General features: G+C 37.5%; 18 protein-coding genes and 1 pseudogene. 12 read left to right on the top strand and 7 right to left on the bottom strand.

Annotation, left to right across the window (positions count from 1 at the left end; translation table 11 throughout):
• The first annotated feature begins 54 nt into the window (after nt 1–54).
• Entirely contained in the window at nt 55–672 is a 618-nt protein-coding gene (locus PZE06_RS19005) for an NUDIX hydrolase (RefSeq protein ID WP_275791895.1), read from the top strand.
• Nucleotides 673–1,477: 805 nt separating this feature from the next.
• On the opposite strand, the gene PZE06_RS19000 is transcribed toward PZE06_RS19005, so the two are convergent.
• Complete coding sequence (locus PZE06_RS19000; RefSeq protein WP_275791894.1) at nt 1,478–2,311, bottom strand: aldo/keto reductase; 834 nt, start codon at nt 2,309–2,311, stop codon at nt 1,478–1,480.
• A 119-nt stretch (nt 2,312–2,430) separates the two neighbouring features.
• On the opposite strand from PZE06_RS19000, the pseudogene PZE06_RS18995 reads away from it, so the two are divergent.
• From PZE06_RS18995 to PZE06_RS18970, 6 genes and pseudogenes are all read left to right on the top strand, one after another.
• Nucleotides 2,431–3,024, top strand: a pseudogene (locus tag PZE06_RS18995) (Gfo/Idh/MocA family protein); the annotation flags it as partial.
• Nucleotides 2,990–3,457 (top strand): YknW family membrane protein, encoded by a 468-nt coding sequence (gene yknW, locus PZE06_RS18990; protein WP_306421275.1) that lies wholly within the window; start codon nt 2,990–2,992, stop codon nt 3,455–3,457. The pseudogene PZE06_RS18995 and the gene yknW, both read left to right, overlap by 35 nt.
• Entirely contained in the window at nt 3,457–4,578 is a 1,122-nt protein-coding gene (locus PZE06_RS18985) for an efflux RND transporter periplasmic adaptor subunit (RefSeq protein ID WP_275791893.1), read from the top strand. Before yknW ends, PZE06_RS18985 begins: the two co-directional genes overlap by 1 nt.
• Entirely contained in the window at nt 4,575–5,252 is a 678-nt protein-coding gene (locus PZE06_RS18980; protein ID WP_275791892.1) for an ABC transporter ATP-binding protein, read from the top strand. The genes PZE06_RS18985 and PZE06_RS18980 overlap by 4 nt, the downstream gene beginning before the upstream one ends.
• 5 nt (nt 5,253–5,257) lie before the next feature.
• Nucleotides 5,258–6,451 carry an ABC transporter permease gene (locus tag PZE06_RS18975; protein ID WP_275791891.1) on the top strand — a complete coding sequence of 398 codons (1,194 nt, stop codon included), beginning with the start codon at nt 5,258–5,260 and terminating at the stop codon, nt 6,449–6,451.
• A 518-nt stretch (nt 6,452–6,969) separates the two neighbouring features.
• On the top strand, nt 6,970–7,161 hold the full coding sequence (locus PZE06_RS18970) for a LysM peptidoglycan-binding domain-containing protein (RefSeq protein ID WP_275791890.1): 192 nt from the start codon (nt 6,970–6,972) through the stop codon (nt 7,159–7,161).
• Here PZE06_RS18970 and PZE06_RS18965 read toward each other — a convergent pair.
• Nucleotides 7,152–7,874, bottom strand: coding sequence for a DUF421 domain-containing protein (locus PZE06_RS18965; RefSeq protein ID WP_275791889.1), 723 nt, complete (start codon nt 7,872–7,874; stop codon nt 7,152–7,154). The genes PZE06_RS18970 and PZE06_RS18965 overlap by 10 nt on opposite strands.
• Nucleotides 7,875–8,125: 251 nt before the next feature.
• Between PZE06_RS18965 and proC the strand changes: the two genes are divergently transcribed.
• Nucleotides 8,126–8,932 carry a pyrroline-5-carboxylate reductase gene (gene proC / locus PZE06_RS18960; RefSeq protein ID WP_275791888.1) on the top strand — a complete coding sequence of 269 codons (807 nt, stop codon included), beginning with the start codon at nt 8,126–8,128 and terminating at the stop codon, nt 8,930–8,932.
• A 36-nt stretch (nt 8,933–8,968) separates the two neighbouring features.
• Nucleotides 8,969–9,871, top strand: a complete 903-nt coding sequence (locus tag PZE06_RS18955) for an aldo/keto reductase (protein WP_275791887.1) — start codon at nt 8,969–8,971, stop codon at nt 9,869–9,871.
• Nucleotides 9,872–10,099: 228 nt separating this feature from the next.
• On the opposite strand, the gene PZE06_RS18950 is transcribed toward PZE06_RS18955, so the two are convergent.
• Nucleotides 10,100–10,864 (bottom strand): GNAT family N-acetyltransferase, encoded by a 765-nt coding sequence (locus PZE06_RS18950; RefSeq protein WP_275791886.1) that lies wholly within the window; start codon nt 10,862–10,864, stop codon nt 10,100–10,102.
• Between the two features lie 117 nt (nt 10,865–10,981).
• Complete coding sequence (locus PZE06_RS18945) at nt 10,982–12,283, bottom strand: NCS2 family permease (protein WP_275791885.1); 1,302 nt, start codon at nt 12,281–12,283, stop codon at nt 10,982–10,984.
• A 578-nt stretch (nt 12,284–12,861) separates the two neighbouring features.
• Between PZE06_RS18945 and PZE06_RS18940 the strand changes: the two genes are divergently transcribed.
• Nucleotides 12,862–13,929, top strand: a complete 1,068-nt coding sequence (locus PZE06_RS18940; protein ID WP_275791884.1) for a cytochrome-c peroxidase — start codon at nt 12,862–12,864, stop codon at nt 13,927–13,929.
• Between the two features lie 195 nt (nt 13,930–14,124).
• On the opposite strand, the gene PZE06_RS18935 is transcribed toward PZE06_RS18940, so the two are convergent.
• Nucleotides 14,125–15,003 (bottom strand): RluA family pseudouridine synthase, encoded by an 879-nt coding sequence (locus PZE06_RS18935; RefSeq protein ID WP_275791883.1) that lies wholly within the window; start codon nt 15,001–15,003, stop codon nt 14,125–14,127.
• A gap of 187 nt (nt 15,004–15,190) precedes the next feature.
• Between PZE06_RS18935 and PZE06_RS18930 the strand changes: the two genes are divergently transcribed.
• Nucleotides 15,191–15,598 carry a YhcU family protein gene (locus PZE06_RS18930; RefSeq protein WP_275791882.1) on the top strand — a complete coding sequence of 136 codons (408 nt, stop codon included), beginning with the start codon at nt 15,191–15,193 and terminating at the stop codon, nt 15,596–15,598.
• Nucleotides 15,599–15,695: 97 nt separating this feature from the next.
• Here the strand turns inward: PZE06_RS18930 and PZE06_RS18925 are convergent, their stop codons facing one another.
• Together PZE06_RS18925 and PZE06_RS18920 are read right to left on the bottom strand one after the other, a co-directional pair.
• On the bottom strand, nt 15,696–16,166 hold the full coding sequence (locus tag PZE06_RS18925; protein WP_275791881.1) for a thioredoxin family protein: 471 nt from the start codon (nt 16,164–16,166) through the stop codon (nt 15,696–15,698).
• 1 nt (nt 16,167) lies between these two features.
• Nucleotides 16,168–16,602, bottom strand: a complete 435-nt coding sequence (locus tag PZE06_RS18920; protein WP_275791880.1) for a disulfide oxidoreductase — start codon at nt 16,600–16,602, stop codon at nt 16,168–16,170.
• Between the two features lie 262 nt (nt 16,603–16,864).
• Here PZE06_RS18920 and PZE06_RS18915 point away from each other — a divergent pair, with 262 nt between their 5' ends.
• Nucleotides 16,865–18,577, top strand: coding sequence for a phospho-sugar mutase (locus PZE06_RS18915; protein WP_275791879.1), 1,713 nt, complete (start codon nt 16,865–16,867; stop codon nt 18,575–18,577).
• Nucleotides 18,578–18,748 lie beyond the last annotated feature (171 nt).

The raw sequence follows: 18,748 nt of genomic DNA, 5'->3' as shown, positions 1-18,748 counted from the left end.
AATTGCAGTTGAGGATATAATAGTAATAAGATTGGAACTTAAAAAGGGGGATTTATGGATAAATACAAACTTAAAGAAATTTTCCAAGATCGTAAGCCTGAGATATTAGGAAGGGAAAAATATTCTAACTATGCCGTGTTGCTCCCCATCATTGAGCAAAATAGCGAGCCTCATATTTTATTTGAAGTGCGTGCTTATGAGCTACGGAGGCAGCCCGGGGAAATCTGCTTCCCAGGGGGAAGAGTCGACCAAAGTGATGCAACAGAGAAAGAAACGGCGATTCGCGAAACTACTGAGGAGCTTGGAATTACAAAAGATTGTATTGAACATGTTTTTCCTTTAGACTTTTTAGTTAATCCTTTTGGAAGCATCATTTATCCTTTTGTAGCCCTAATTAAAGATAGTGCCTCGTTTTCAATTAATAAAGCAGAAGTTGCAGAGGTATTTACGGTACCATTATCATTTCTTCAGCAGGCAAAGCCTGATATTCATCAAATTCACTTCAAACCAGTTCCTGATCAATCATTCCCTTATGAAAAAATTGTTGGTGGAGAAAATTATAATTGGCAAGCGCGGGGAATGGAAGAGTATTTTTATTATTTTGAAGACAAGGTTATTTGGGGATTGACGGCAAGAATCCTAACTCATTTTTTAACTTTAATAAGAGAGTAGCTCATTTAAAGCTACTCTCTTATTTATAATTATTTTAAATAAATATTGACTTTAATTTATAGATTGATATAATTCTAATTAAGAGCTTGAAAATAAATAAATTTGATATAGAATATTTGGTTCAAAGGAGTTGAACATGATGGTTAAGAAAATCTGTGAAACTTGTCAACAAGAAATGGTTCAGCTAAAACATTCTAGTATTTGTGCTTGTGGACGTAAATTATTAACAGTTAAGAAGTAAGTGAAACCTTAGCGAGCCTGCTAAAGGTTGAGATTGTTAAAGGCATCGAGAGGTTATCGGTGCCTTTTGTTTTGTCTAGGGAATTTAAAATGTTAACAATTTGTATAACTTAAAGTTAATTTGTCTCCGACTAACTCCGGCGTTTTTGTTTTTTTGGTAGAATTTTGACAATAATCCATTGATCTCCACTCCCGGGCGCTTGCATTCCCGAGGCGGGCGGCGTGCTTCTGCGCAGCAGGTGAGCCAGCGGGATCTCACCTGTCCCGTCAAACCTCTAGGAGTTAAGCGTCTTTGCACCAATCAATTAGAATGGATCTTCTCAGCAGGTTGCCACGTTAAAGTGTATTTTTACTATTTCCATAACTTTCTAACAAGAGGCTGTAACAAATGACTGTCAAGTACATTTCGAGGAGGCACAAATAGGGCCTAACACTGTTCCTCTTTTATGAGTGGCCGGATGAAAAAGTACGCAAATTGTTTAATTCGTTTATCTTTTTCATAGTAGCACTTTTACAGGTCAGTCAGACATTCCTAGATTTCTTTCTCTTCCTTTTTTTACAAGGTTTATTTGTGATCCAAATCGTCTGGATTCATTCCAACCCGCTCATTTTTGTTTAGAGCACTGATTTGTTTTATGTCTTCTGAAGTTAATTCAAAATCAAAGATATCTGCATTTTCAACTAGCCGTCCGAGGTTCGCTGATTTTGGAATCGTAATAACCCCTGTTTGAAGATCCCATCGTAAAATAATTTGTGCCGGTGTTTTCCCATATTTTTTCCCAATTTCGATGAGAACATGCTCATTTAATAAAATGCCACGCTTAAGAGGGGACCAGGCTTCCATTTGAATTCCTTCATTTTTACAAAATGCATGGACATCTCCCTGGGTCAAGTGGGGGTGATATTCGATTTGGTTGACCATTGGCTTAATCTTGGCATCTTCCATTAAATTCTGGAGATGGTGAACATGGAAATTACTTACTCCAATCGCTCTCACTCGACCTTCCGCATAAAGTTTTTCAAGTGCTCTCCATGTTTCCTTGTATTTTTTTGCTACTGGCCAGTGGACGAGATAGAGGTCTAAATAAGTTGTTCCAAGCCTTTTTAAACTGTTTTCAAAAGCTTCGAGTGTCTCATCGTATCCTTGTTCATCATTCCAAACCTTTGAAGTTACAAAAATATCTTCCCGTCGTACCTCTGACTTTCGAATGCCTTTGCCGACGCCCTCTTCATTTTGATAGAAAGAAGCGGTATCGATATGTCTATAACCGTGTTTTAGAGCAGCAGTAACGACATCGACAATTTCAGATTCATCTGTTACTTTATAAACTCCTAAGCCAAACCAGGGCATTTCGACACCATTATGTAGGGTAACTGTGCTCTGTATGTTTTTAACCATTTTTTCTTCCTCCTATATAGCTAGAATATATTTATTTTCTCATATTCCTCTTTTCCGTTACAATATATGGGTAACGATCTAATTAATTAAAGCTAAAAAAATACGAGGAGGGCTTAGTCATGATCCGTTTTGGCGTGATAGGAACGAATTGGATTACAGATTCATTTATAAGTGCAGCAAGTGAACATTCAGATTTTAAGCTTGTGGCAGTCTATTCGAGGACAGAAGAAAAGGCAAGGGAGTTTGCTGAAAAATATGGAGTGGAACTTACGTTTACAAATCTTGAGGAAATGGCAAAGAGCGATGAACTAGATGCCGTTTATATTGCAAGTCCAAATTCCCTCCATGCAGAGCAGGCAATTGTAATGATGGAAAATAAGAAACATGTTCTTTGTGAAAAACCATTGGCATCAAACGTACGCGAAGTCGAAAGGATGATCGCAACAGCGAGAAAACATAATGTGCTATTAATGGAAGCATTAAAAACGACCTTCTTGCCGAATTTTCAAGAGGTTAAGAAGAATTTACATAAAATCGGACCAGTAAGGCGATATGTCGCAAGCTATTGCCAATACTCTTCCCGCTATGACGCCTATAAAGAAGGCAACGTCCTTAATGCATTTAAGCCAGAATTTTCAAATGGTTCTCTTGTGGATATAGGAGTCTACTGCCTCTACCCTGCTGTTTACTTATGCGGAACAAATCCTCGGCTTCACAAAAACGATAACGGTTGTATCAGTATTTATAGTTGCCTTAGTAGGAATACTTATCTCAGCTGTAATTCAATTAATCATTGTTAAAATTGCTGGGAAAAATGTGACATTTAAGCAGCTCTTCTCGATGAATACGTATATTGCGTTGATTGGAGCAGTAGGAATGCTTTTGAATACCCTTATTCAAATAAGCATTGGTGGAGATACTAGTATTTATGTGACAAGTTTAGGAAGTTTATTTAATAGTGATTCCACTGTTCTTGCATCATTTGAAGTATTTTCAATCTGGACTCTAATTTTGACAGCTATTGGTCTGCACAGAGTAGGTCAATTATCAAAAACCGCTTCATCGATCATCGCCATTATTTTCTTTGTTATTTCGATAGGCTTTGCTCTACTTGGAGGAGTGCTTGAAGGGATAGCTGCATTATAATGAAGAAGAAAATCTGGATTGGCATTGGTGTTGCCACTTTAATTATCTTAATGGTAGGAGTAAGTGTTTATCGAACAGCTTTTGCTAAGCCGCTTGCTGTCGAGGTAATGGAAGTAAAAAGAGAAAAAATTTCTTCCTCATTAATGGTGCCAGGGACTTTAGAACTTCAGGAAGAACAGAGTATATTTCCTTCCCCTGAACTTGGAAAGGTTGAAGAAATTCTCGTAGAAGTAGGGCAAAAGGTTAAAAAAGGCGATGTACTAGTTAGGTTTGACAATACTCAACTTAGTCTTGAAATTGAACAGAATAAAATATCCGTTGAATCTGGTTATTTAAGGATTAATCAATTACAAAAACAAAAGGAACATCTTGATAGTCGAAAAAAAGAGCTCACCGAACAAATCGGTAAAAAGGAAGCAGAACAGCAATTAGCTCCTGAATACGACCAAATTGAAACGGAAAAAAGACTTGCGAATTTAGATTTGAAGCAAACTCTTTTACAAAAAGAGGCTCTTGAAGAAAGAATAAAAGATTTTGAACTTAGTAGTTTGGTAGATGGTATTGTTCTAACGGTAAATGAGAATATGACAGAACTTGTCACAGAAGTGCAAGAGCCGCTTGTTCAAGTTGGCAGCTTGCAAAATATGATCGCCACTGGTTCTTTATCAGAGTATGATGTGTTAAAGGTGAGAACTGGACAAAAGGTGATCGTAAAGTCGGATGTTCTCCCAAATGAAGAATGGCAGGGAGAAATCATAGATGTTGCAAATGTTCCGCAGAGTACAGGTCTAGGAAACCCGTTGGAAAATCAAGCAGTACAGTTTCCGATTATTGTTCAGATCAACGGGGGAATAGAACTTAAACCGGGCTTCCAATTGATTATGGAAATTGAGACAGAAGAGAAGGAAGGGTTGGTAATATCCTCTGAAGCGATTATTTATGAGGATGACAAAACATTTGTTTATCTCGTAAATGATGGCATTGCCCATAAACAAGAGATTGAAATAGGGATTACATCTGGTGAGCGAATGGAAGTCGTTGAAGGGCTTAAAGCTGAAGATATGATTGTATTGAACCCGTCAGATAAAGTAAGTGACGGGATGGAAGTGACTGTCGAATGATTGACCTAAGGGATATAAGAAAAACGTATACGGTCGGGAAGGAACAAATCGATGTTTTGAAATCGATCCGACTAACAATAGAGGAAGGAGAATTTACTGCAATTATGGGGCCATCAGGCTCTGGAAAGTCAACCTTAATGAATATAATCGGCTGTCTTGATAAGCAAACAAGTGGACAATATTTTCTTAATGGTGAAAATATCTCCGATTATGAAGATGCAGCTTTGGCGAGGGTACGAAATCAATCTATCGGGTTTGTGTTTCAACAGTTTCAATTATTACCAAGGCTAACTGCCCTCCGTAACGTAGAACTACCCATGATCTATAATGGGATTGGAAAAAAAGAAAGGCTTGAACGAGCAGCAGAGGCACTTCGAAAGGTTGGTCTTAGCGACAGGATGGAACATTTACCTAATGCTTTATCAGGAGGACAAAAGCAACGTGTGGCAATTGCTCGAGCGATTGTTAATCAGCCGCAAATTATTTTAGCAGATGAACCGACAGGAGCACTTGATACGAAGACAAGTGTTTCGATCATGGAGCAATTTGTGAAACTAAATAAGGAAGGTACTACCGTTGTATTAGTAACGCATGAACCAGAAATTGCCGATTATACGAATCGTATGATCACCGTTCGTGATGGTGAAATTGTTACCAATGACGGGAGGAGGTAAGAGCTATGAGTTTAATGGAAAATATTAAAATGGCTTTCAGTTCTTTAAAGGCTCATAAGCTCCGGTCTGTTTTAACGATGCTTGGCATTATTATCGGTGTAGGTGCAGTTATTATTGTCGTCGCTATCGGTCAAGGTGGTGAAGCGGTTCTGAAGTCGCAGATTACAGGTGCAGGAAATACAGTTGAACTGTTCTACCAGCCAAGTGAAGAAGAAATGCAGGCAAATCCAAGCGTGTTGTATGAGGCAGCATTCACCAGTGAAGATATACGAATGCTTGAAGCAATTCCAGAAGTGAAGCAGGTCGTTGCATCAAGCTCTGAATATTCCCCAATCCGTTATCGGGAACAAACGGGAGACAGCTCAGTGTTTGGAATTAATCAGGCATACATGGACTTAAATAATTTGGAGATTGAAAAGGGTCAAGGGTTTTCTGAAGCTGATTTTAGAAGTGGACGTAGGGCAGCTTTAATTAGTTACTCTTTGCAAGAGAAGTTTTTCGAAGGACAAAGTCCGATTGGGGAAGTTATTCGCATCGGTAGTCAGCCGGTTGAAATTATTGGTGTACTTACTAAGCCAACAGGTCTTTTTTCCTTTGGCTCCATGGATGTCTACCTTCCTTTTAATACTTGGAAAATGGTGTTTGGTAAAGATGATGTCACGCAAATGACTCTTCAAGCTACTTCTGCAGATCATATTCAAGCAGTTGGTGAAAAAGCAACATATCAATTGAATCAGCTTCACAATACAGAGGATTCCTATATGGTCATCAATATGGAAGAAATGGCAGAAGGGATCGGGCAAATTACAAGAATTATGACGATCATCATTGGTAGCATTGCTGGAATTTCTTTATTTGTCGGGGGAATTGGCGTGATGAATATTATGCTTGTCTCTGTTACTGAACGGACGAGAGAAATTGGAATACGAATGGCGCTTGGAGCAACAAGAACCCAGGTGCTCACGCAGTTTTTAATTGAGGCGATTATTTTAACGTTAATTGGAGGTATAATTGGGATTCTCCTCGGCTGGGGTGTCTCGGGAATCGTTGCCTCTTTTGCAGGGTGGCCTTCTCTAATCTCATGGCAAGTTGTTGTTGGTGGCATAGTGTTCTCCATGGTTATTGGAATAGTGTTTGGATTACTGCCAGCGAACAAGGCTTCTAAGCTAGATCCGATTGAGGCGTTAAGATATGAATAAATTTTTAGTTTACTAAAGGACTATCTTATGCTGTTTTCGGTTTAACTCTATTCTTGAAAATTCCTCCTATTAGATAGCTGAAAAGACTGCTTTGTACGAGAGCATGATGTTGAAAAACGAGAAAATGGACCTAAATCGTATGATAACAATAGAAATAGAAGCTGTGTCAAAAGGTCGTTATAAGCGACTGTTTGACAGAGCTTTTTCTTTTCTGTTAGGTTATGGACATTTTTGTTATCTTATAGTGAATAAAAAGAATTTTCCTTTTTTTTACTTATGCTCTATGGTCTCTACTTTTTGACGCAAATAAAAATTGAAACGGGAAGCGCCGCTTTCCGTTTCAATTGAAAGAATTAGACAAGATATTGTCCCAAAAGCTTAGCTTTTGGGACAGCCTCATTTTATTAAGATATGACACAATCCAAAATTTGTCGTATAGAAGTTTAGGCTTATCCGCGTTTAATGGCTGTATTGACGGGTATGTATTGAATAAATTCTAAGCTATGGTGGTGCTCATTTTGGAAAAGAACACAACTTCCCAAGGCGAATTAAAGGTATACAAGATTAAAAGTGGCGATACCGTTTGTTCCATCGCAAGAGAATTGAATATCCCCATCATGTCGATCTTCATGGTTAACAAGCATCGAAATCCTAAACAGTTAACGATAGGTGATACACTCTGTCTTCCCAATCATAAGGATCAGTGTTGAATAATTGGTATTTGTTCACTAGAGCGATGTTCTTTAGGAGAAACATGCAGTTCTTTTCCGTGATTAATGGCGGCATAAAAGACGGAATTTATATTCGTGATTTTCTTTTTCTCAAGCTCTTTTTCCAACCAGGCTTGGTCTAAGTTAAAGGATTGTAGCACGTCATTGTTAATAACGCCATCGATGATAACAGGTATTTCAATTCCTTGTTCTGGAACGATAGCATGGATATTCTCAATTTTGGCAGGCTCCTTCGGATGAATAAGTTTTACTGAAAGACTACCGTTTGCTTCAATAATGGCAAGTTCCACATCTTTTACATTAAAGACATTATTTTCACGAAGCATATTGAGAACGTTGTCAATTGAGTATCGAATTCTTTGCATATTATTAAGTAGAAATTGTCCATTATGAATTACGATTGTTGGTTCAAACGTTAGTAATTTACCTAGTCTTCGGTTGTGAATTTTGAGCAGAGATACGAATATTTGTAAAAGCCCTATAACAACAACGGAAATGACGGTATAAATATGATTGACTTTAGGTTCGGCAATATCTGCACCAACTACGGAGCCTAGAACAATAATCACCAAAAAATCAAATACAGGCAACTCTCCGATAGATCGTTTACCCATTATTAATGTAACCATTAACAGTAAGGGAAGAATTGTAATAATTCGCCCAATAATTTTTAAAAGGTCTAAAATCTCCATTATTTCACCTCAGTAATGCACTTATATTGCTAGTGTTTCATAAATTTCACATTTTACTCATACATGAAGTCTCTGGAGTTTTCAGAGACTTTTTTGTATAGTGTTAAAGAGAATCACAAACCTACGGTGTTTTTTGAGATTTTCTTCTACTTTGGTAAACTTTATATTGTAGGAATATGTAAAGAGAAGTGATCGCTAGAGTATTTTACAGACGGCAAGTATTTTATGTAAGAGATTAAGGAGTTTAAAAAATGGGGCAGAAGCTAGGATTTATAGGCTGCGGTAAAATGGCACAGGCGATGATAAAAGGGGTTTTGTCATCAGGCACAATTTCTGCAGAGCAAATTATGGTTAGTGCGAAAACGGAACAAACTTTAAAAACAGTAAACCATCATTTTTCAATCAAAACGACTATGAGCAATAAAGAGGTAGCCTGTTCGTCTGATCTTCTTTTTCTTGCTATTAAACCAGAGTTGCATCGAGAGGTTATTCAAGAAATTAAAGATGACATTAAAGAGGATGTAGTCATTATTACGATCGCAGCGGGAATTACGCTACAATGGCTAGAGATGGAATTTGACCAGCAAATTAAAGCAGTTCGTTCCATGCCAAATACTCCATCTTTTGTTGGCGAAGGTATGAGTGCACTTAGCGTTAATTCAAGGGTTAGCAATGAGGAGCAAGACAATGTTCTTGCGATTTTTCGTTCTTTCGGACATGCAGAAATTATTCAAGAAGAGCTAATGGATAGTATTCCGGCAGTAAGCGGTTCTTCTCCGGCATATGTCTTTATGTTTATAGAGGCTTTGGCAGATGGGGGAGTAAAGAATGGAATTCCAAGAGAGCAAGCGTATAAGTTCGCTGCACAAGCGGTGTTAGGTGCAGCAAAAATGGTCCTCGAAACAGGACTTCACCCAGGCGAGCTTAAGGATCAAGTATGTACACCGGGTGGAGCGACGATTGAAGCTGTGTCTGCTTTGGAGGTGCACGGTTTTCGCGCCGCTGTTTTAAAGGCTATGGAGCAATGTACTGAGAGAATTAAGACATTAAAAGCTTGATGCTCTTGAGAAATTATATAAGAAAAGGTGACAAAAATGGAAAGAGTTCAATTAAATGAAGATTTATCTTTTTCGAGATTGATTCAGGGACTTTGGCGCCTAAATGAATGGTCGCTTTCAGATGAGGAGCTTCTTTCATTAATTGAGGAATGTCTTGAATTAGGAATTACAACGTTTGATCATGCGGATATTTATGGTGGTTACCAAAACGAGGCTTTATTTGGAAAAGCTTTGGCGCTTAAGCCTTCCATCAGAGAAAAGATCGAGCTTGTTACGAAATGTGGCATTAAGCTTGTGTCAAAAGCGCGACCAGAACATGAGATTAAGTATTATGATACGAGTAAAGAACATATCGTGATGAGTGCAGAAAACTCTTTGAGAAATCTTAAAACGGATTATCTTGATGTACTCCTTATTCATCGTCCTGATCCATTTATCGATCCTTGTGAAGTAGCGGAAGCATTTACGCGATTAAATGAGGCAGGAAAAGTGAAACATTTTGGTGTATCTAATTTTACACCTTCACAATTTGAAATGTTAAATAGCTATCTCCCGTTTCCGCTTATCACAAATCAAATAGAAATATCGGCAAGCCAGTTGCAACCGTTTCAAGATGGAACGATTGATCAATGCTTGCAAAAACGTGTAGCTCCAATGGCGTGGTCACCTCTTGCAGGAGGAGGTATCTTTTCAGGGGAGGATGAAAAATCAGTCCGAATAAAGAAAGCTTTGCAAGAGGTTGGAGAAGAACTCGAGATTGCAGAAATTGATAAAATTATGTTTGCATGGCTCCTGCTTCATCCAGCAAAGATTATGCCGATAATTGGTTCTGGAAAAATAGAGCGGATAAAGGCGGCGGCAGAATCGTTACAAATAGTGATGACACGTCAGCAATGGTTTAAAATATGGATTGCCTCAACAGGGCAAGATGTTGCCTAAAACGGATTTTTTTAAAGAGTCTGAAAGCATTTTCGTTCAGACTCTTTTTTTGTGGGTTTGTATGCTGTATGTTATCATTAACGATCTCTATTTAGTTAAAATGCTCTTCAAACCGCACATTTTTCGTCTATCGGAAAGTAGAATTCTTGGCCTCATCATAGTTTGTGCGACAATGAGCATTCATTGCCACAGGAACAGTCGAATTTTATTGATAGAGAAGGGATCTTGCTATTGTTCTCTTTCCAACTGTTTTGTAATAAAATTCGTAAATTTATTAGCACTCATCATTTCATGTGTAATAAATTCCCCATTATAAAATAGACCAAAGGTTGTCCATATAATTGGTGCATTTTGGGCTGCTTCTTTAGTTGAGATTCTTGTCATTTGAAAAGGAACATTTTTATCCTCCGCAATTTTTTTTAACTCTGCCAAAGTTCCAACGGCAAAAGGGCATTGTGCTGTGTAATAAATAGAGATTCCTTTACTTTCTATAGGTGCTATTGTTTGTTTTTTAAAAGTTGGCAATACAGCATCCTCATTCCATGTTAATGCGACTAATTGAAAATATGGCTCAGCTTCATCTACTATTTTAAACCCCATATGTTCAAAGAAGCGCTTATCGCTTAAAAAAGGATAGTTTTTCTTTCCAACAATGTGTACGATCCCGTCCATTCCCAGCTTAATAGCATCCTCTTTACATTTATTTAGCAGCTGTTTCGCATAGCCGCTATTTTTGTATCTTCCTGACACCCATAAACAATTAATATGCATATAATTGGGGGCATGAATAGGAACCCACGCGTGTTTCGCAGGTATGTATTCAATAAATACTTTAGCCCTTTCGTTCAAGCGATAAAAAACTAAACCTTCGTCCATTCGGGCCTGAAGCCAGTTCTTTTTTTCTATTACGGCCTGCTCATATTGCTTTGCCCCCAATGCGCAGCATATATGCTCCGATTCAATATTTTCTTTAGAAAGCTGCAAAAAACTCATTACTCCACCTCCATATTTAACATTATCGGAAAATGGAAAGTTATTCAAATAAAAAAAGAAGGACAAAAGTATTTAGCTTTTGTTCCTTCTCTTTCCGAGTGCAATCAATCATTCTTATTAATGGGGTAAAAATGCTAACTGGTAGAAAAACAGTACAGCAAATACGTAAATAACAGGATGAACTTCATGCCATTTTCCCTTAACTACTTTTAATAATGGATAGGAAATAAATCCTAAAGCAATTCCTGTTGCAATACTGGACGTGAGCGGCATCGCTAAAATTGTTAGAAAGGCGGGAAAAGCTTCATCAAGCTCATTCCATTTAATTTTCGCAATTGAGCCCATCATTAAGCTGCCCACAATAATTAACGCGGGAGCTGTTATTGCTGATAATCCGGAAACCGCGCTTACAAGTGGCCCGAAAAATGCGGCTAAAATAAACAGTATTCCAACGGTTACGGAAGTTAAGCCTGTTCGACCTCCGGCTGCGACACCTGCTGAAGATTCAATGTAGGCAGTCGTTGGGCTTGTTCCAAACATTGAGCCGACCGTTGTCCCAATTGAATCAGCAAGCAATGCTTTTTTCGCTTGAGGCAATTTGTTTCCCTTCATCAGCCCGGCCTGTTGTGCGACTCCCACCATTGTTCCCGTAGTATCAAAGATCGTTACAAGTAAAAAGGAAAATACAACTGCATAAAGACTGTGCGAGAATACTTCACCGAGCGCATCAATGGGGTTTAAAACAATAAGTCCCTCCGGTAAGCTGGGAAGGGCCACAAACCCTTGTGTAAATGAGAGCTCCCCAATAAAGAAAGCAACTAATCCAGTAACAATCATGCCAAAAAATAGTGCACCATGAACACGTAGAGACATTAAAATTAATGTGACAGCTAGTCCAATAAGTGTCAGATAGGCAGATGGCTCTTGTAAATTTCCTAAAGCGACCAAATTTGTTTCATGAGCGGTAATAATTCCCGTTAAACGTAAGCCGATAAAGGCAATAAATAGTCCAATACCAGCGCTAATTCCGAATTTTAAATTTTCCGGAATTGCTTCAATAAGCATATTTCTTAAAGGTGTTAATGACAAAATGATGAAAATAATCCCTGCGATAAAAACGGCAGCAAACGCTGTTATATAATCAATATTTCCGTGGCTGCCAACGACAGAATAGGCGAAATAAGCGTTCAGCCCCATACCAGGAGCAATAGCAATTGGATAGTTGGCAAATAATCCAATCCATAATGTGCCCACAACTGCAGAAATAATCGTTGCCGTGAATACTTGATCGAATGGCACTCCTGCATCTGCTAAAATGATCGGATTGACAACGACGATATATATCATGGTTAAAAATGTAGTAACACCTGCTAATAGCTCCGTTTTCACATTCGTTTGATGTTCCTTTAATTTAAACATATTGACCTCCAAAACACGAACATTTTTAAAACACCTTTTCTATAATATTCGTTATAGAAGTGAATTTCAAGAATAAAATCAGATTAATTCATTTTTGTAATGTTGAAAAAAAATGACTTCCTTTTAAGAGATTGGCAAGTATTATTCTTCTTAAAAAAAGACGTTTTTATTTTAGCTTTTCTTTTTTCGACATGGTAAAGAAAGGATAAGTGTTGAGCGAAAGGTATTTAAAAAATATGAATTCGTTTGAAGTAGGAGTTATGTCACAACAAAAAAATAACATGTCTTAACAAAAAGACGATTTTTTTGGATGGTTAACAAGCTGTGTCAAAAATCAACTAAATGTTTTATTCATATAAAGTAATGAACCATCCGGCATAGAGCTGCACAAAATGGTTTTTTTAGATAAACACTACTGTTAACGTGTTTATATTAATTTGTGATATATTTCACATTTTATTCAAAAATGAGTCGAAAATGATAATTAATCTAATTATATAATAAATGTAATTGGGTGGAATGAATGGAAGTCGCGACAGTATAGTTTCAGCCAATAAAATTTTTTGGGGGTATTTACAATGAAAAGAATGAAGCTACTCTTTACTCTTCTTCTCGCTTTGTTGTTGTTGGCTGCTTGTAATAGCAGTAATGAAGCTAATGCACCAGCAGACAAAGATGCAACTGAAGGAGAGGAACCGGCAACAACTGAAGTAGATGAAGAATTAGAAGCAGCTAAAGCAAAATTCGAACCACTTGGTGAAATCCCTGTCCCAGAGGACAATGAAATGACAGAAGAGAAAATTGCACTAGGACAAATGTTATATTTCGATGAAAGACTTTCTGGGAATAATAAATTAAGCTGTGCTTCTTGTCATGCTCCTGGAGCAGGTTATGGCGATGGCCTTGCAACTTTCATTGGATTTGAAGGTTTCGAGGGACATCGAAATAGCCCTACTATTATAAATTCAGGTTATTATAAAGAGAACTTTTGGGATGGACGTGCAGGCAGCTTAGAAGAACAAGCGTTAGGTCCAATTCAAGCAGAAGGTGAAATGAACCAAAATCTTGATGAATTAATTGATGAGTTAAATGCAGTTCCTGGCTATGTTGATGAATTTAATAAAGTCTTCAATGATAAAATTACTGCGGATAATATTGCTAAGGCGATCGCAACATTCGAAAGAACTATTGTTGTCAAAGACACAGCCTTTGACAAATACTTAGCTGGTGATGACGATGCTATTTCTGATGAAGCAAAAGAAGGAATGAAATTATTCGTAGGAAAAGCAAGTTGTATTTCATGTCACGCTGGCCCTCTTTTATCTGACCATAACTACCATAACCTTGGTATGGAAGGGGACGATGGAAGATTTGAAGTGACTGGCAATGAGACGGATAAAGGCAAGTTCAGAACTTCTGGTTTGCGTGGAATCGCAGATTCTGCTCCGTATATGCACGATGGAAGCCTTGCAACACTAGAGGATGTTGTGAATTATTACAATACAGGCGGCGGTACTCACCCTAATAAGAGTGAACTGATGAAGCCATTAAATTTAACTCAAGAAGAAGTTAGCTACTTAGTTGCTTTCTTGGAAAGCATGAGTGGCGAAATTCCGATGGCAGAAAAACCAGAACTGCCTCAATAAATTAGTAAAAATAACCTTAGAGACTTTTTGTCTCTAAGGTTATTTTTATTCTCTACGATAGTGTATGAACAGTTGGTTTAGGACGAATTTTTTAAGGGAAGAGATAATTAGCATCATAAAACTACGGCAAGCAGCCGTTTATATAAATGGGGCGTCCAGTGTGGACGCCCTTTTGGTTTTTTAGAGCATGATCAACTAGTCCCAATTAATTGGTGAAGCGACATGGATTTGTTCGAAAGTCAGTGGGTGAACAAATTCAAGTTCAACGGCGTGTAAATGAAGTCTTGTTTCTACAGAGCTGTTTCCGTATAACTTATCGCCGACAATGGGATGACCAATATGACTGAGGTGAACTCGAATCTGATGAGTACGTCCAGTATCTAGTCTGCACTTGATTAATGTTGCGCCCTTATTAACCTTGACAACATTATAATGGGTAATGGCCCTTTGTCCATTTGGAGCAACTCTCCGTTTCGTTGGATGATGCCGATCTCTCCCTATTGGGGCATCGATCGTCCCTTTTTTCTTTCCTATTTTTCCATCGACAAGCGCAATGTAAGTTCGTTTAATTTGCCTTTCTTGAAGCATTTTATCAAGGAGGGCCCCGATAAAAGCATGTTTTGCAAAGAGAATCACTCCGGAAGTGTCACGGTCTAGTCGATGGATATGTTTAACTTGACGTAACTCTCCTTTTGCTTGCAAATGGTAGGCAATGCCATTTGCTAATGTATTCGTTTGTTCTGGATCATTAGGATGAGTATTGATACCGGGAGGTTTGTCGGCAATTAATAAGTGCTCATCCTCGTATAGGATGTTTACATTCATATATTGAGGTATCAATCCAAAATCAACGTCTGAAAATAATTTAATTTGCAGGCGATCCCCAGTTTTTAATGGATTTGTCCAAACGGCAGGTTTTCCATTTATCGTTACTTCTTTATTCATTCTTAATAAATGTGTAAGTTTTTTGGGGGCTTGCCAGACCTTTGAAAATAATTGCTCACTTGTAATTCCTTGCCATTCCGTTGGAGCAACTAATTCAAACCATTGTCCTTTTTTAGAAGAAACGATCATGACGAACTCCTTTCATATGTAATCTTAAAGACGATAAATTAAAGAATTTTTCGCTTTAAAAAGGCACCCCAATTTATCGTTGTTTTTAAACTTTGGCGATAATTACCACGCTTTTAGCTTACTTACGTATGTTATCCTTAGCGTATATAACAAATCGATTACATGTTTCATTAAAGGTGGGTTACAGGTGAAAGTTGTATTTGCGTCAACACCAGACCAAGAAGAAAAGATTAAAGAACTAATAAGAACGTTTTATCAAAATGTATTTCCTCTTTATTATTCTGACAAAGAAATCGAAAAATTTGAAGCTTTGAAGGTACTGCATACTTCCACAAGACATTTTGAGTATTTTGGCACATTAAAGGAAGCCTATCAAGTCATTACGAGCTTACAGACTCTTATATCAATTTTGGAATCGACCACACTCTTAGTAAAACATAAATCCATGTTTCAAAGGAATGTTGCGATTCTGAAAGAATATGGATTGTTTTTTCCGTTTGACTTTGAGCAGTTTTTGGAAGCTGATCAGGCTAAGGAAAATCATAATGATTCCTTTAGTATTTACACTAAAGCAGCGAATGAATTGCTAATATAAACTGCTAGGATGAAAAAACGAAAACGATCTAAAGAATCGTTTTCGTTTTTTTGCTAAAGTCGATATTATTTTTAATTGGGTTTAAGGATTCAGAATGCTATTGACTATTTTGATTAAACCATTCTTCGAAAACTTCTTTTTCCTTATAACCGACAATACGTGCTACCTCTTCGCCATTTCGATACTGAACAATAGTTGGAGTTTCTGAAATACCGTATTGATCCCAGCCCTTCTCAAATTCTAATAGGTTATACTGCACTAAATCAATTCCCAACTCCTCTGAGAGCGGTGCAACAACCGGGGTTGTCCGTTGACAATGAGAGCATGTGGGACTATAAAAATAAACCGTGACGTCTTCGTTATTATCCAACTTTTCTTTTAACTCCTCAGGTAAGATAAGGTTTTGATAATTTGGATCATCTAGCTGTGCGATCGTTTCCGGGTGTAAAGTGTCTTTTTTGTACTTATTATCTTCGGACACTTTTTCCTCATTTTGCATTTTTGTTAATAAGGCTACACCAGCAAATAGAACAATAATAATAGCTAGAAAGATGATTACTTTTTTCAATTTAGGAAACCTCCTTTGTTTTTTTCCAGATGAGAAAACTACAAATAAATATGATAACAAAAGCGGTAAGAGCAAGGAATGGAATGGTGATAAATCCAAACCAGTTTATGTATGCGGCAGTACATGGAATACGACCACATGCAGGTGCTGCATCAGCTAAAAAGGAAAGCTTTTGAATACCGTAATGATACATGGAGATCATCCCGCCTATAGCTGATAATATCATCGTATATAAGGAGATTTTATAATCCTTCTTTACTGTAGCAATCCCTAAAATAACGACGAATGGGTACATAATGATTCTTTGATACCAACACAATTCGCAAGGTTCATACTGGCGAATTTCAGAAAAATACAAGCTTCCAAACATGGCAATAACAGCTGCGGCCCAAGCAATAAAGATAAGTGATTCCCTTTGATCTTTTTTTTCGCTCATTACACCAATTCCTTTAAAGTTAGTCCCCATTATTTTATGCTGTTAACAGTTGTTTTTCAAATTAAACGATTAAGATTACGAAAATTTTTAAAAGTTTTTAAGGGAACAAAAGAATGATCAATATTAAGTTAGTTAGTACAATCTTTTAGGTTTAGTCCGCCATTATAAATTTAGTGATGAGATATTTTAAAAATCTGTCCATGGAATTAGAGAGTGAGCTATAATGGATAGAGATTCCATTTTTGAGGTCTGGGGGGATAGTATGGGTTGGAAAGAAGATGCAGAAAGATGGTTTCAGTATCATGCTCTAGATTTAGAATTGAAGACTCAGTTACTTTCTTTAAATGAAACGGAATTAGAAGAGGCATTTTACAAAAATTTAGAATTCGGTACCGGAGGGATGCGCGGAGAAATTGGCGCAGGTATAAATCGCATGAACCTATACACGATTCGAAAAGCGACAGCCGGATTAGCGTCCTTTATTGAGTCATTTGGAGCAGATGCGAAAAAAAGAGGTGTTGTAATTGCCTATGATTCACGTTATAAGTCGCAAGAATTTGCTTTGGAAGCAGCCAAGACATTGGCGACAAGGGGCATTCAAACCTACATATTTGATGAATTGAGACCTACTCCTGAGTTATCGTTTGCCGTCCGTTATTTACAAGCATTTTCAGGTATTGTTATTACTGCCAGTCATAATCCGCCAGAATATAATGGCTATAAAGTTTACGGGGAAGATGGAGCCCAGTTACCACCAGAAGAGGCGGATATTGTTATTGCTAATGTTAATGACATCGAAGATGAGCTTCGCATTCAGGTCGATGCTGAAAAAGAGTTGAAGCAAGCAGGTTTAATTAAAATAATAGGTGAGAAAGTTGATCGAGCTTATTTGAAGGAGCTTGTAACGATTTCTGAAAATGAACTTGGTCAAAAATCAGCAATTAAAATTGTCTTTACCCCTTTGCATGGAACAGCTAATAAGTTGGTTCAAAAAGGTCTAGAGTTATTGAACTATACAAATGTTACCGTTGTTAAAGAGCAAGAACAACCGGATCCTCAATTTTCAACCGTTAAAAGTCCAAATCCTGAGGAGCATGAAGCATTCACACTTGCGATTAAAAAGGGCTTGGAGATAAATGCAGACTTGTTAATTGCTACCGATCCTGATGCGGATCGTCTCGGAATTGCAGTAAAGGATTTAAATGGAGAGTACCAAGTACTTACTGGAAATCAAACTGGAGCTTTATTGCTTCATTATTTACTTGCGGAGAAGGCGGAGAAAGATACTCTTCCGAAAAATGGTGTAATGCTGAAAACCATTGTTACATCAGAGCTTGGAAGAGCTGTTGCCTCATCTTATGGAGTTGAAACAATCGATGTTCTTACTGGTTTTAAATTCATTGCTGAAAAAATAAAGCAATTTGAGACAACTGGAAAATATCAGTTTTTGTTCGGATACGAGGAGAGCTATGGATATTTAATTGGGGCGTTCACCCGAGATAAAGATGCTGTGCAGGCAGCACTTTTAGCGACAGAGGTATGTGCTTTTTATAAGGAAAAAGGATTGTCTTTATACGAGGCGTTATTGTCTCTATATAAAAAATATGGCTTTTATCAAGAGGGACTTCAATCCTTAACATTAAAGGGAAAGTCTGGAGCAGAGCGTATAGAACATATATTGGCCTCTTTTCGAAAGGTTCCGTTACTGGAGATTGGTGGACAAAAGGTAATCAAACAGGAGGATTACTTAGAAGGTATACGAACTACAGAAACAGGGAAAGAAAAAATTAATTTGCCGCAATCAAATGTATTGAAATACTTCCTTGAAGATGATTCATGGGTTTGTTTAAGACCTTCTGGTACAGAACCGAAAATAAAATTTTATTTCGGTGTTAAAGGAGAAACCTTAGAGGAAAGTCAGATTAAACTAAAGGCATTAGAGGAAAGCTTTATGAATATTGTTCATAAAAAATGAACGATTCGTATTAAAAGACACGGTCCACGACCGTGTCTTTTTTGAAAGATAAGAAAGTATAAAAATTTAAGGTCTACCGCAGTCATTAGGGCTGTGGTATTTTTTATTTATGGACAGAAATATTCTAAAAGAGATCTTTTTTGATCATCATCAACATTGGGAAGCCTTTAA

It is taken from the genome of Robertmurraya sp. DFI.2.37, assembly GCF_029211245.1.
Taxonomy (GTDB): domain Bacteria; phylum Bacillota; class Bacilli; order Bacillales; family Cytobacillaceae; genus Robertmurraya; species Robertmurraya methanolica_A.
Note: the sequence above shows the minus strand (reverse complement) of the source record. Positions and strands in the feature narration are given on the sequence as shown.

Excerpts from the sequence above, each read along its gene's own strand:
- PZE06_RS18935 (WP_275791883.1), bottom strand. The coding sequence starts at position 15,003 with ATGATCGTTTCTTCTAAAAAAGGACAATGGTTTGAATTAGTTGCTCCA.
- PZE06_RS18915 (WP_275791879.1), top strand. The coding sequence starts at position 16,865 with ATGGGTTGGAAAGAAGATGCAGAAAGATGGTTTCAGTATCATGCTCTA.
- PZE06_RS18955 (WP_275791887.1), top strand. The coding sequence starts at position 8,969 with ATGGAAAGAGTTCAATTAAATGAAGATTTATCTTTTTCGAGATTGATT.
- PZE06_RS18945 (WP_275791885.1), bottom strand. The coding sequence starts at position 12,283 with ATGTTTAAATTAAAGGAACATCAAACGAATGTGAAAACGGAGCTATTA.
- PZE06_RS18950 (WP_275791886.1), bottom strand. The coding sequence starts at position 10,864 with ATGAGTTTTTTGCAGCTTTCTAAAGAAAATATTGAATCGGAGCATATA.
- PZE06_RS18940 (WP_275791884.1), top strand. The coding sequence starts at position 12,862 with ATGAAAAGAATGAAGCTACTCTTTACTCTTCTTCTCGCTTTGTTGTTG.
- proC (WP_275791888.1), top strand. The coding sequence starts at position 8,126 with ATGGGGCAGAAGCTAGGATTTATAGGCTGCGGTAAAATGGCACAGGCG.
- PZE06_RS18965 (WP_275791889.1), bottom strand. The coding sequence starts at position 7,874 with ATGGAGATTTTAGACCTTTTAAAAATTATTGGGCGAATTATTACAATT.
- PZE06_RS18985 (WP_275791893.1), top strand. The coding sequence starts at position 3,457 with ATGAAGAAGAAAATCTGGATTGGCATTGGTGTTGCCACTTTAATTATC.
- PZE06_RS19005 (WP_275791895.1), top strand. The coding sequence starts at position 55 with ATGGATAAATACAAACTTAAAGAAATTTTCCAAGATCGTAAGCCTGAG.
- PZE06_RS18975 (WP_275791891.1), top strand. The coding sequence starts at position 5,258 with ATGAGTTTAATGGAAAATATTAAAATGGCTTTCAGTTCTTTAAAGGCT.
- PZE06_RS18920 (WP_275791880.1), bottom strand. The coding sequence starts at position 16,602 with ATGAGCGAAAAAAAAGATCAAAGGGAATCACTTATCTTTATTGCTTGG.
- PZE06_RS18980 (WP_275791892.1), top strand. The coding sequence starts at position 4,575 with ATGATTGACCTAAGGGATATAAGAAAAACGTATACGGTCGGGAAGGAA.
- PZE06_RS19000 (WP_275791894.1), bottom strand. The coding sequence starts at position 2,311 with ATGGTTAAAAACATACAGAGCACAGTTACCCTACATAATGGTGTCGAA.